Below are 12,164 nucleotides of genomic sequence, written 5' to 3' on the forward strand. Positions count from 1 at the left end.
AGTTATCCACAGAAAGCGGGGATAGGTTTCCCCTTGCCACCGAAGTCTTGGCATTGCAGCGCTAGCTGAGAATCGAAGGTTAAAAAAAGGTTAATTGGATGTGACGCAAGACGGGCCGGAAATTGAGACGGGGCATGGCGTTATTCAGGGCTATCTGAAAACGCTGGACGGGTCGCCGGGGGTTTACCGGATGCTGAACGCGGCATCCGAGGTGCTTTATGTTGGCAAGGCCCGCAGCCTGCGCAACAGGGTATCCAATTACGCGCGCCCCTCGGGCCATTCGGGGCGCATCGCGCGGATGATCTCGGAAACGGCCTCGATGATGTTTCTGACCACGCGCACCGAAACCGAGGCGCTGTTGCTGGAGCAAAACCTCATCAAGCAGCTCAAGCCGCGCTATAATGTGTTGCTGCGGGATGATAAGTCCTTTCCCAATATCCTGATCCCGACCGAGCACCCTTTTCCGATGATCAAAAAGCATCGCGGGAAACGGTCTGAAAAGGGGCACTACTTTGGCCCCTTTGCCAGCGCCGGCGCGGTGAACCGCACGTTGAACCAGCTACAACGGGTGTTCTTGTTGCGCAACTGTTCGGATGCGATGTTTGCGGGGCGCACGCGCCCGTGCCTGCAATATCAGATCAAGCGCTGTGCCGGCCCCTGTGTCGGCAAAATCAGCGAGGCGGATTACGCCCGTCTGGTCGCGGATTCCAAGCGCTTTCTGGAAGGAAAATCGACGGATGTGCAGGCCAATCTAGCGACCGAGATGGCCAAGGCCAGCGAGGAGATGGAGTTTGAGCGTGCAGCCGCCCTGCGCGACCGCATCAAGGCGCTGACCCAAGTGCAATCGGCCCAAGCCATCAACCCGCGCGGTGTGACAGAGGCGGATGTCGTGGCGCTTCACTTTGAGGGGGGGCAGGCCTGCGTGCAGGTGTTCTTCATTCGCGCCAACCAGTCGTGGGGGAACCGTGATTTCTATCCTCGCACGCCGATGGGTGCCGAAGAGCCGGAGATCATGGAGGCTTTCCTTACGCAGTTTTACGATGACAAAGAACCGCCGCAGCTTTTGCTGCTGTCGCATGCGCTGGAAAATGAAGACCTCGTGGCCCAAGCGTTGACCGATCGCGCGGGCCGCAAGGTAACGATCAGCGTCCCGCAACGTGGCGAAAAAGCAGAGCTGGTGGAAAACGCCGCCCGCAATGCCCGCGAGAGCCTTGCGCGCAAAATGTCGGAAAGCGCCACGCAGAACAAGCTTTTGCAGGGTCTAGTGGAGGCCTTTGATCTGGACGCCCCACCCAAGCGGATTGAGGTTTACGACAACTCCCACATTCAGGGCACGAATGCCGTGGGCGGGATGATCGTCGCGGGGGCTGACGGGTTCTTGAAATCGCAGTACCGGAAGTTCAACATCAAGTCCGAAGCCGGCGCCAATTCGGATGACTTTGGCATGATGAAAGAGGTGCTGACCCGCCGGTTTGAGCGCTTGTTGAAAGAGGACCCAGGCCGGACCTCTGATGCATGGCCCGATCTTCTGCTGATCGATGGCGGGGCGGGGCAGGTGTCGGTGGTGGCGGAGATCATGCGCGATCTAGGCGTGGATGATATCGCCATGATCGGCGTTGCCAAAGGCGTGGACCGCGATCACGGCAAAGAGGAATTCCACCGCGCAGGCAAGCGCCCCTTTGCGCTGCGGATGAATGATCCGGTGCTCTATTTCGTGCAACGTCTGCGCGATGAGGCCCACCGTTGGGCCATCGGCGCGCACCGTGCCAAGCGCGCCAGGGCCGTCAGCGCCACCCCGCTGGACGATATCCCCGGTGTCGGGGCGGCCCGCAAACGCGCGCTCTTGGCGCATTTCGGGTCCGCCAAGGCGGTTTCGCGGGCTGCAATCCCCGACCTGATGGCAGTTGATGGCATTTCAGAACCGCTGGCGCAAAAGATCAGCGATTTCTTCAACGCAAAGCTGAATTGACGCGCCTACAATCTGTAGTGGAAGCGGTTGGCGGGCCTTTTACCGTCGCTTCATAACAGCGACCAAAATTGGCCTTATCGGGGTATGCAAGCCTTGCCCCATTTCGCGGCGGAGAGGGTCACCACACGTCGCCCGCAACATAGAACAAGCTGCTGAGCCCGGGGTCCACGACCATCAAGCCCGAGCTTTGCGTGTCATATACCAGCGTGGCACCGGGCGTGTGGAGGGCGTCGAACAATAGGGCGCCCATCTCTGTCCCGTTAAAGCAAGAGGCGGCCAGCGCGCCCGCCGCCAGCGCCTGTTTGCCGAAATCTCCGTTCCCGCTCATAAGCATCGCATCGGTTAGCTCGGTCGGCGTCATGTCTGCTTTGCGGATGGCGGCCACACCATTGGCACGAAGCGTTTCCTTGGCGCGATCATAATTGGTTTGAACCGCGATGGTGGGGCGCAGATAGGCAGATTCCAGACGGATCATGGCACCCGTGCAGCGCGATCGGGATTGAAAATAAACGGTCTCACCCAGATAGAACCAGTGGTCGAGTTTGGTGCGCAGAGTTTGTTCGGCATCGCGTTCACATGCAACAAGCATAGTGAGCGCGCATAGGGCAAGGATCGCCCGCAACCAACCGCGCGCGTGCTTCGCAAGTCGAAGCGCCGCGCCGTTGCGGCCTTTCGGGTGGCCAAAGCGGATGCGATCAGACATCTGCCCGATATGTACTGTGTAGGGTATGACCATTGACCGCTCCGGCAAAAACATTCAAAGAGACTGCCGTTAAACGCGATCCGGCTAAAGACGGCGTTAAAATGGGCAGCTATTTGAATGATAACTATGCGGGATTGTTGGTTTTCACACGGTGGGCCATTCGCCCCGCGCCAAAGTCGAAACCGCATTGATGATGCGGGTGAAGCTGGATTTTGCGCGGTCGACGCTATGACGTGCGCGGAGGTAGCCGTGGACCAGACCTGCCTCTTGGATATGCAGGGCGCGGCCCCCGGCGGCGGTGATCGCAGCGCAATAAAGGGCGGCATCATCGGCCAAGGGGTCACATTCGGCGCTGATGGCCACCGTTGGCGGCAGCTCGGCAAAGGACGCCGCACATAGGGGCGAGAAGCGCGGGTCGGTCACAGTTTTGGGGTTTTGCGCAGAGCGGATGCTGGCATAATAGCCACAATCCGCAGCGCCCAGCATGGGGGCATTTGCATGGGCGGCCATGCTGGGCGTAACCTCTGTCGCGCCCAGTTGCGGATAGATCAGCACTTGCCCCACGGGCGCATCCTTGGCGCCGATCAAGGCGGCTGACACCGCCGCGCACAGATTGGCCCCCGCGCTATCACCTACCAAAATCAAGGGCTTGCCTGTCTGTGCCTTGGCTGCGTGCACAGCATCATCGAGGTCTTGCGGAAAGGGATGTTCAGGCGACAATCGGTAGTCGACCGCTGTGAGGTCAAAGCCGGTGCGCGCAGAAATCTCGGCACAGACACTGTCATGGCTTTCCAGACCGCCGACCACGAACCCGCCACCGTGCAGATAAAGCACCTGTGCGGGCGCGTCTTTTGCGGCGCGGTAGTGGCGCAGGGGGATATGGTCCAATGTCGTGTCATGCACCTCCAGCCCCGGCGGGTGGGGGGCGTTAAAGGCACGGCACATCTTATCGTAAACCTTGCGCTGATCGGCCACGCCTAGCCCGACCGCGTCCGGCGGATAAAAGCTTTCGGTTTTACGGATGAACTCCCATGTCTGGGCATCAAGCAACGTATCATATTTGGCAGGATAGCTCATGGCATCACCTCAAATTTATCGACGTCGACCATGCCGTGATCAGTGATCTTCAGATGCGGGATCACAGGCAGGCACAGGAAGGCGAGCTGCAAGAACGGCTCCTCTAGCACAACACCAAGGCTGCGGGCGGCGGCACGCAGGTCTTCGAGCGCATGGCGGACGGTTTCAAACGGCTCAAGGCTCATCAACCCCGCAACCGGCAGCGCCAGCTCGGCCAGCACGCGGCCACCTTCGACCACGACAAAGCCGCCCTCGATCTCACCCAATCGCGTTACGGCCAGCGCCATATCGTCGTAATCCGCACCGACCACCGCGATATTGTGATGGTCATGGCACACGGTAGAGGCAATCGCCCCCCGTTTCAGGCCAAACCCCTGCACAAAGCCCGTCGCACGATTGCCGTTCTTGCCGTGGCGCTCGATCACGGCAATTTTTACCAGGTCGCGGGCGATGTCGGGCGCTTTGTCGCCGTCACGGGGGGGGACATTGAAGGTCAGATGCTCGGTTATGATCTTGCCGGGGATGATCCCGATCACGGGGGTTTGCGTGCGGTTGCCGCCGGTGCGGAAATCGGTCGCGGTGATTTTTGGCGCCTTGACCGAGTTGCGGGCCACGGGGGCGATTGTGCGGCGTGCGGCGAAATTGGCTTTATTGGCTTGTACCCCGCCTGCAAAGACCATGCTGGCACGGCAGCTTTCAAGGCTGTCGATCACCACAATATCCGCGCGTTTCCCCGGGGCAATCAAACCGCGATCCTTCAACCCGAAGGCCTCGGCGGCAGAAAGGCTGGCGGCGCGGTAGACGGCCAAGGGCGGCGCCCCCAGCGCAATCGCCGTACGGATCATGTAATCCAGATGCCCCTGCTCTGCGATATCCAGCGGGTTCCGGTCATCGGTGCAAAAGGCGATATAGGGCGAGTGGCGTTCCGTGATCAAAGGTGCCAGCGCATGCAGATCCTTGGAAACCGACCCCTCACGGATCAACACCCGCATGCCTTTGCGCAGCTTCTCCAGTGCTTCTTCGGCGGTGGTCGCCTCATGTTCGGTGCGGATGCCTGCCGCGATATATCCGTTCAGCCCCTTACCGCGCAGCAAGGGGCAATGCCCGTCGATATGGCGGCCTGCAAAGCCCTCCAGCTTGGCCATGGCGCTGGGGTTTTGCATCAAAACACCGGGGAAGTTCATAAATTCCGCAAGACCAAGGCTGCGCGGATGATCCTTGAGCGGCAAAAGATCGCCCGCCTCCAGCACCGCGCCCGCCGTTTCCATATGGGTTGAGGGCACACATGACGAAAGCTGCACGCGGATATCCATCAGCGTCAGCGCCGAGGCCTCAAGGAAATACTGAATGCCGGTCAAGCCACAAACATTCGCAATCTCATGCGGGTCGCAAATCGCGGTGGTCACCCCCAGAGGGGTCACGAGGCGGTCAAACTCGAACGGGGTAACAAGGCTGCTTTCGATATGAAGATGCGTGTCGATAAACCCCGGCACAAGGATTTGCCCTGATACATCAATGACCTGCGCGCCGTCATAATCATCATAGACACCTACGATGGTATCGCCGCAAATCGCCACATCGGTTTCAACCAGATCACCGGTGATCAGATCAAACACCCGTCCCCCGCGCAAAACCACATCTGCGGGGGCCTGTCCCTGACCTTGGGCGATGCGGGCAGAGAGAGGGGCGGTGGCCATATCTGAAATCCTTTGCTTTTGCATAGAAAAGCCTATGACGGCGGCGGCGTCCAGCCCCGGCGGGGCTTGTATCGCCCTGTAAAAGATGGTCCACCTTGCGCAACCCAAGAAAAAGGCCCTTACCATGCGCCCGATGCGCGGCATTTTTTACAAACTGTGCTCGGTCGTGAATTTTATTCTCATGGCCTCTTTGATCAAATCCACGGCGGCCCATGTGCCCCCCGGTGAGGCTGTCTTCTTCCGTTCCCTCTTTGCCATGCCTGTCATCCTTATATGGCTGATGATGCGCGGGGAACTGCAAACCGGCCTGAAGGCAAGCGCACCGATAGGGCATATCTGGCGCGGTGTGGTGGGGACGATGGCGATGGGGCTTGGCTTTGCGGGGCTTGGTTATTTGCCTTTGCCCGAGGTGACGGCAATCGGCTATGCCGCGCCCCTGTTGACCGTGATTTTCGCCGCGATGTTTCTGGGCGAGGATGTGCGCCTGTTCCGCATTTCTGCCGTTGTGCTTGGATTGATCGGGGTGCTGATCGTGCTCAGCCCGCGTTTGACGGTGGTTCCCGGGGCGGGCAATGATGATGCAGCCGCCCTTGGTGCGATGCTGGTGCTGGGCGGGGCTGTGTTCGCCGCCCTGGCGCAGGTGTTTGTGCGCAAGCTCGTGATGCAGGAAACAACCTCCGCCATCGTGTTTTACTTCTCGTTGACCGCGACGGTGCTGTCGCTGGTCACATTGCCGTTCGGCTGGGTTATCCCCTCGGCCAAAGAGGCGGGGCTTTTGATTTTGGCCGGACTTTTGGGCGGTGTCGGGCAGATTTTGCTAACGTCCAGCTACCGCGAGGCAGATGCATCGGTTGTAGCACCCTTTGATTATGCCTCAATGATTTTTGCGCTGGCGATCGGCTATTGGGTGTTTGACGAGGTGCCAACCATAACCATGCTGACAGGGGCCGCCATCGTCGTCACCGCCGGTGTGCTTATCATCTGGCGAGAGCGTAAACTGGGGTTGGAACGCGCCAAGCAACGCCGCGCGATGACGCCGCAAGGCTAGCCGCTATCGCAGCCAATCAGCGGCAAATTCGACCGTAGGGCAATCGGCAAAGCGCGCGAGCCGCGTGAGGGCATCCTCTAGCCGCGATAGCCGCCCTTTGCCCATTGTGATCCCTGCCTCGGGCCAAAAGGCCCGAACACGCAGCGTGCCGTCATCGCGGTAAGCCTTGGCATCGATCCGCCCGATGATACGCTCCCCTTCTAGCACCGGAAACACATAGTAACCGTATTGGCGTTTGGCTTGCGGCACGAACACCTCGATCCGGTAGCGAAAGCCGAACAGACGCTCGGCGCGGGCGCGGTCACGCAAGGCCGGATCAAAGGGCGAAAGGATGCGGATACGCGGCGGGGCAGGCGCAAGGTCAGCGGTAAGCGTGCCCGGCAGCATGAAGCTGCGGCGCAGGCTGCCATCTGCGGCCTCGATATCGACCTCTTTGATCCGGCCTTGTTTCAACGCCTTTGCGCACCAATCACGGGCGGCAGCATTGGGAATGGCGGCCCAGAACGCGGCCAGCTCCCCCGCTGTGGCAAAGCCAAGCCGTTGCAGCGCCGAAAGGCAGGCCCAATCATGATGCGCGGCCATATCGGGGGCGGGCAAGCGGTGGGCGGCGGGGATCACACGCTCGGTCAGATCATAGATTTTCTGGAAACCGTCGCGCCCTGCGATTGAAAGCACGCCGGTCCGCCACAGCCATTCCAGCGCGGTTTTCGACGGGTGCCAATCCCACCAGCCGCCCTTGGACCGTGCCTCCCCCTGCCCGACATCGGATGTGGTCACGGGTCCGTCCTTGCGGATGCGATCAAGGATGGTTTCGAACTGTTCCTCATAGCCATCGCGGAACCAGCGTTTCCAGCCTTGCTCCAACCGCGTGGCATCACGGGCAAAACGGTGCTGCCAATGCGGGAAAAGATGCGCAGGCAGAATTGCGGCATCATGCGTCCAATGCTCAAACAGCGCGCGGTCTTTTTCCAACAACTGTTTCAACGCCGATGGTTGGTAGTTTTGCCGCCGCGAGAATAAGATCAGATCATGGGCGCGGGCGACGGTTCGGATGCTATCGACCTGCACAAAGCCAAGCTGGTCAATCAAACCGGCAAGATCCGCGCCTTTGGCGGGGCCGGTCGGCGTGGTCCCAAGCCCATGATGATGCAAGAAAACCCGCCGCGCGCACGGGTTTTCAAGCCGAGGGATGCTCACCGCTGCGCGCGGATCACAGGCCCGCTTCGTTTGCAATCTGGGCGCGGGATTTGCGGGCACGCTCGGTCGCGGATTTCAGCTGTCCGCAGGCGGCCATGATATCTTCACCCCGTGGCTTGCGGATCGGCGAGGCATAGCCGGCCTCATGGATGATATCGGCAAAGGCATGGATACGGTTGCCCGAAGACCGCTTATAGGGCGCGCCGGGCCATTCATTGAACGGGATCAGGTTCACCTTGGCCGGAATACCGCGCAGCAGTTCAACCAAGCGGTAAGCGTCTTCCTTGCTGTCATTGACCCCGTCAAGCATCACATATTCAAAGGTGATCCGCTCGGAATTTGTCAGCCCGGGATAGGCGCGCAAGGCATCCAGCAAGGTTGCGATGTTCCACTTTTTGTTGATCGGCACCAATTGGTCGCGCACCTCATCGGTGGTGGCATGGAAGCTGACGGCCAAAAGGCAGCCGATCTCTTGGGCGGTGCGGGCGATTTCGGGCACAACGCCGCTGGTCGAAAGGGTGATGCGGCGACGGCCAAGGGCAATGCCTTCGCCGTCCATCACGATATTCATCGCATCGCGGACGTTCTCAAAATTATAAAGCGGCTCGCCCATGCCCATCAACACGACGTTTGACACAAGCCGCGCGGCAGGGTCGGCGTTTGACGCCCCCTTGACCGGCCATTCATCCAAATCATCCCGCGCCAGCATAACCTGGCCGACAATTTCTCCAGGGGTCAGGTTGCGGACCAGTTTTTGCGTGCCGGTATGGCAGAACGAACAGGTCAGCGTGCAGCCGACCTGAGAGGAAATACACAGCGTCCCGCGATCGGTTTCGGGGATATAGACCACCTCCACCTCATGTCCGCCCTGAATGCGCACCAGATATTTGCGCGTGCCATCCTCGGACACCTGACGCGTCACAACCTCGGGCAGGGTCAATTCGAACTTATCGGCCAAAAGGGCGCGGAAATCCTTGGAAAGGTTGGTCATTTCCGCAAAGTCGCGCAGGCCAAAGAAGTAAACCCATTGCCAGATTTGCCCGACCCGCATCTTTGCCTGCTTTTCCGGACAGCCGGCAGCGATCAAGGCGGCGCGCAGCTGGTCGCGCGTCAGGCCGATGATATTGGTCTTGCCGCCCTCGGGCAGCTTACGCGGGATGGTGTGGACATCTTGGGTGATCGGGGCGGTGGTCATATCTGTGATCCTAGAGGGCAAGCCCTGCCTATACAGGATATGCGGGCAAAAGAAAACGCCCCCGCGCTGATTGCACAAGGGCGTTTGAAATTCGTGTCAGCGGCTTATTTGCAGCGCTGCTCTGCTTCTTTCATCGCGGCGGTAAAGCCTTGCAGCGAGAAAGTATCTTGTGTTTGCGTGCCACGACTGGAACGTGCGGTCACAACGGCCGAGGCCCCTGCCTTCATCGCGGCCAAAAGCCCTGCATCATCCGAGGTGCTTGCAGGCCACGCCCATTCACCATCGGTAAACAGCTCATAGGATTTGTCGCTGATTTTCACGTTTACGGTGGAGCCGTTGGCAAAAGGATAGCCGCCGGTAAAGGACACCTCACCCTTGGCACCTGCGCCGGGACGGAAAGTGACAAACATCAAGATATCACCGCGCCGCGCCGAGACAACCTGCCCGTTGCGGGTGTTCACGGTTTCCTTTGGCTTGGAGACCCCCCAGCACTCTTTGGGTTCGTTCCAGACACAAACGCTCCAGTCCGTTTGCGCGGATACACATTCGGTTTCGGATTGTGCGAAGGCGGCGGAGGCCCCCATCCCAAGCATAAGGCCTGCAATTGCCCCGATGATGCGTGAATTCATGTCGATCACAGCCTCCAGCTGTTTAATGCCTCTTTAACCGGCCACATAACCCTTGGTTCAAGCTTTTGCTGTGGCGCGGGTCGTTTCAACTCGATATTTCATGCATAACGCAAAAAGGGCAGGTCATAAAAGCCCCATGCGCAGAAAATCGCGCATGTTTGATCACAATCCACGAAAGGAACGGGGAAAATGGCAGATTCGGCAGCGATCGCAGAGTTGTGGCGGGGCGGACAACTGGAAAGCACACATTTTGGTCACGCCGTGATTTGTGGCGCGGATGGTTCGGTTGAGGCGGCTTGGGGCGATCCGGATGCGGTGATCTTTCCGCGATCAAGCTGCAAAATGGTGCAAGCCCTGCCTTTGATGGAAAGCGGGGCGGGGCGCGATCTTACTTCCCGGCAGTTGGGCCTTGTCTGTGCCAGCCACAACGGAGCTGCGCTGCACACCGAAGCGGTTGCGGCTTGGCTGAAGGATATGGGGCTGGGCGAAAGTGATCTGCGCTGCGGCAACCAGACCCCGCAAGACAAGGCAGAGCGTGATCGCCTGATCAAGACGGACAGCAGCCCGTGCCAGTTGCACAACAATTGCTCGGGCAAGCATGCGGGGTTCTTGATGTTGAACAAGCATCTTGGCGGGCACGCGGATTATGTAGAGGTCGATCACCCTGTTCAAATGGCGATCAAGGCCGCCCATGAGGAGCTGACCGGCGAGCAAAGCGCGGGCTACGGGATTGATGGCTGTTCGGCCCCGAATTATTCGACCAGCGTGGCAGGGCTGGCGCGGGCGATGGCCTATTTTGCAACCGCGCGCGAGGATGGCGATGCGCGCCAGAACGCGGCTTACCGGCTGTCGCGCGGTATGATGGCCTATCCCGAAATGGTGGCCGGTGAGGGCCGTGCCTGCACCGAGTTGATGCGCGCCATGGGCGGCAAGGTGGCGATCAAGACGGGGGCCGAGGCGGTCTTTGTCGGGATCATTCCCGAATTGCAAAAGGGTATTGCGCTGAAGGTCATGGACGGTGGGACCCGCGGGGCCGAGCTGGCGATCACGGCGCTTTTGGTCAAGCTGGGCGTGCTGGACGCAGATCATCCCGCGGCCCGCAAACGTCTGAACACAATAGAGCGGAACTGGCGCGGTTTTGAGACCGGAAGCCTGCGTCTTGCCCCCGGGTTTGGCGAAGGCGCATGAAGAAACGCCGTCAGCCCTTTGTGGCGCTGACGGCGTTCTTTTGGTCGTAGCGATCGACCCGATGATCCGGTCTGGGTGGGGGCTTAAAGGCCGAGCCACCGAGCCGTTCTCTTTCGCTACTGAGATATGTTTGACCTATGTTCGTGGCAAGATCAGGGCGGCTATAGGGCGTTGTTGGGGTCGGGTGGTACTTTTTTTAACGAAGCTATGAATGATGGGCGGCCGACTGTGTTCTCCACATTGATTTGCAGACCGGGTTCATCTGCGGCCAGATGTATCAAGCCTGTCGCCTCTGACCGCGAAGCAGCCACCCAATAGCAGCGCTTTTCCCTGCGAAGGGCACAAGGCCCTGAGCCTCGTTGACCGCATCAGACTTTAATTCGGCGAGATACTTCTCGATCAACATGGCTATAGGGTCCCCACCGCCTGCATCTTTCACAAGGGGCGATGTGCGGGCGAAGAGCGCAAACGCCTGACGGGTATCTTCGGGGCTCTCTCTTTGAGCTGCGCGGAGTTTTGCGGAGAACGCCAACCTGACGAAAAGTGAGGGCCACGCAAAAGCGTAAGGCATAAGACTTATTGAGTCCAATGAGCAAGCAGCATTTGACTGATATCTTCGAAATCATTGAGGATCAATCAGCGCAACGCTCGTCCCAAGAATGGTACGACTCCATCAACGCCCCTCTTCTCGCTGACGCTTTCATGGACCGGATTCGAATTGGAGCGCATCTTCAAAAGTTGGAGGGCAAATCTCTCCGTTAAAGTTAGCCGCGCAATATTGTGATTTTTTGCATGACCAGATTCCGATGTGAGATCAAGGTCGGATCCAATGCCAGATAGGACGTCCAGACCGGCCTCGTGGCGCAGGCAGAAGTCACCGAGGTCTATGATATCAACCGGTCGATCCCCTAGGTGCAGCAATGACCCGAGAGGGGGGCTGACCAAGGGCGGTATGAAACATTGCCCGGCAGACGATTGGAACAATCGGCGAGAGGGACAAAGCTATATGCTGTCACTGACACCAGCGGACGACCAATCCGCCTCTTCATCACAGCAGGACAAGTCAGATACTGGTGCAGCCGCCTTAATGAATGGTCAGCCGACCGCCGAATGGCTTCTCGCTGATCGAGGGTATGATGCTGATTGGTTCCGTGAATCCCTTGTAGGCAAGGGCACAACGCCCTGCATCCCCGGTCGCAAGTCGCGTAGTAAGCCCGTCAAGTACGACAAGCGCCGCTACAAACGACGTAACCGCCTTCTCGCGCATGCAAACATGCGCTGCCAGGTAACACATTGAGAGGATGTTCGGCAGGCTCAAGGATTGGCGACGCATCTCAACCCGCTACGACAGATCCCCAACCGTCTTCCTCTCAGCAATCGCTCGCGCCGCAGCCGTTATCTTTTGGTTATGAGATGCCGTAACGGGGCCTGCGTTGCACACTGCCTGTTACCGCTTGCAAG

General features: G+C 59.2%; 9 protein-coding genes and 1 pseudogene. 4 read left to right on the forward strand and 6 right to left on the reverse strand.

Annotated features, from left to right (window positions below):
* Positions 1-100 precede the first annotated feature (100 nt).
* Positions 101-1,969: an excinuclease ABC subunit UvrC gene (gene uvrC, locus EOK75_RS10595; RefSeq protein WP_420821931.1), complete on the forward strand. Its 1,869-nt coding sequence runs from the start codon at positions 101-103 to the stop codon at positions 1,967-1,969.
* 118 nt (positions 1,970-2,087) lie between these two features.
* Here the strand turns inward: uvrC and EOK75_RS10600 are convergent, their stop codons facing one another.
* The 3 genes from EOK75_RS10600 to ade form a co-directional block, all read right to left on the reverse strand.
* Entirely contained in the window at positions 2,088-2,705 is a 618-nt protein-coding gene (locus EOK75_RS10600) for a hypothetical protein (RefSeq protein WP_168199211.1), read from the reverse strand.
* A 111-nt stretch (positions 2,706-2,816) separates the two neighbouring features.
* Entirely contained in the window at positions 2,817-3,749 is a 933-nt protein-coding gene (locus EOK75_RS10605) for an alpha/beta hydrolase (RefSeq protein WP_137193925.1), read from the reverse strand.
* Positions 3,746-5,446, reverse strand: coding sequence for an adenine deaminase (ade, locus tag EOK75_RS10610; RefSeq protein WP_137193926.1), 1,701 nt, complete (start codon positions 5,444-5,446; stop codon positions 3,746-3,748). Before ade ends, EOK75_RS10605 begins: the two co-directional genes overlap by 4 nt.
* A gap of 124 nt (positions 5,447-5,570) precedes the next feature.
* Here ade and EOK75_RS10615 point away from each other — a divergent pair, with 124 nt between their 5' ends.
* Complete coding sequence (locus EOK75_RS10615) at positions 5,571-6,494, forward strand: DMT family transporter (RefSeq protein ID WP_137194372.1); 924 nt, start codon at positions 5,571-5,573, stop codon at positions 6,492-6,494.
* A 3-nt stretch (positions 6,495-6,497) separates the two neighbouring features.
* Here EOK75_RS10615 and EOK75_RS10620 read toward each other — a convergent pair whose 3' ends face one another.
* The 3 genes from EOK75_RS10620 to EOK75_RS10630 all read right to left on the reverse strand — a co-directional run bounded on the left by EOK75_RS10620 (position 6,498) and on the right by EOK75_RS10630 (position 9,515).
* Positions 6,498-7,691, reverse strand: coding sequence for a winged helix-turn-helix domain-containing protein (locus tag EOK75_RS10620; protein WP_137193927.1), 1,194 nt, complete (start codon positions 7,689-7,691; stop codon positions 6,498-6,500).
* A 13-nt stretch (positions 7,692-7,704) separates the two neighbouring features.
* On the reverse strand, positions 7,705-8,886 hold the full coding sequence (gene rlmN, locus EOK75_RS10625) for a dual-specificity RNA methyltransferase RlmN (RefSeq protein ID WP_137193928.1): 1,182 nt from the start codon (positions 8,884-8,886) through the stop codon (positions 7,705-7,707).
* Between the two features lie 104 nt (positions 8,887-8,990).
* Positions 8,991-9,515: an invasion associated locus B family protein gene (locus EOK75_RS10630; protein ID WP_137193929.1), complete on the reverse strand. Its 525-nt coding sequence runs from the start codon at positions 9,513-9,515 to the stop codon at positions 8,991-8,993.
* Between the two features lie 189 nt (positions 9,516-9,704).
* Here EOK75_RS10630 and EOK75_RS10635 point away from each other — a divergent pair, with 189 nt between their 5' ends.
* Both EOK75_RS10635 and EOK75_RS10640 read left to right on the forward strand, forming a co-directional pair.
* Positions 9,705-10,703 (forward strand): asparaginase, encoded by a 999-nt coding sequence (locus EOK75_RS10635; RefSeq protein WP_137193930.1) that lies wholly within the window; start codon positions 9,705-9,707, stop codon positions 10,701-10,703.
* 966 nt (positions 10,704-11,669) lie between these two features.
* Positions 11,670-12,115, forward strand: a pseudogene (locus tag EOK75_RS10640) (transposase); the annotation flags it as partial.
* Positions 12,116-12,164: the final 49 nt, after the last annotated feature.

Origin of the sequence: Pseudorhodobacter turbinis (assembly GCF_005234135.1) — a bacterium.
In the GTDB taxonomy this organism is placed as follows: Bacteria; Pseudomonadota; Alphaproteobacteria; order Rhodobacterales; family Rhodobacteraceae; genus Pseudorhodobacter; species Pseudorhodobacter turbinis.

Coding starts and splice junctions, on each gene's coding strand:
- EOK75_RS10630 (WP_137193929.1), bottom strand. CDS start 9,515: ATGAATTCACGCATCATCGGGGCAATTGCAGGCCTTATGCTTGGGATG.
- rlmN (WP_137193928.1), bottom strand. CDS start 8,886: ATGACCACCGCCCCGATCACCCAAGATGTCCACACCATCCCGCGTAAG.
- EOK75_RS10600 (WP_168199211.1), bottom strand. CDS start 2,705: ATGGTCATACCCTACACAGTACATATCGGGCAGATGTCTGATCGCATC.
- EOK75_RS10635 (WP_137193930.1), top strand. CDS start 9,705: ATGGCAGATTCGGCAGCGATCGCAGAGTTGTGGCGGGGCGGACAACTG.
- EOK75_RS10605 (WP_137193925.1), bottom strand. CDS start 3,749: ATGAGCTATCCTGCCAAATATGATACGTTGCTTGATGCCCAGACATGG.
- ade (WP_137193926.1), bottom strand. CDS start 5,446: ATGGCCACCGCCCCTCTCTCTGCCCGCATCGCCCAAGGTCAGGGACAG.
- EOK75_RS10615 (WP_137194372.1), top strand. CDS start 5,571: ATGCGCCCGATGCGCGGCATTTTTTACAAACTGTGCTCGGTCGTGAAT.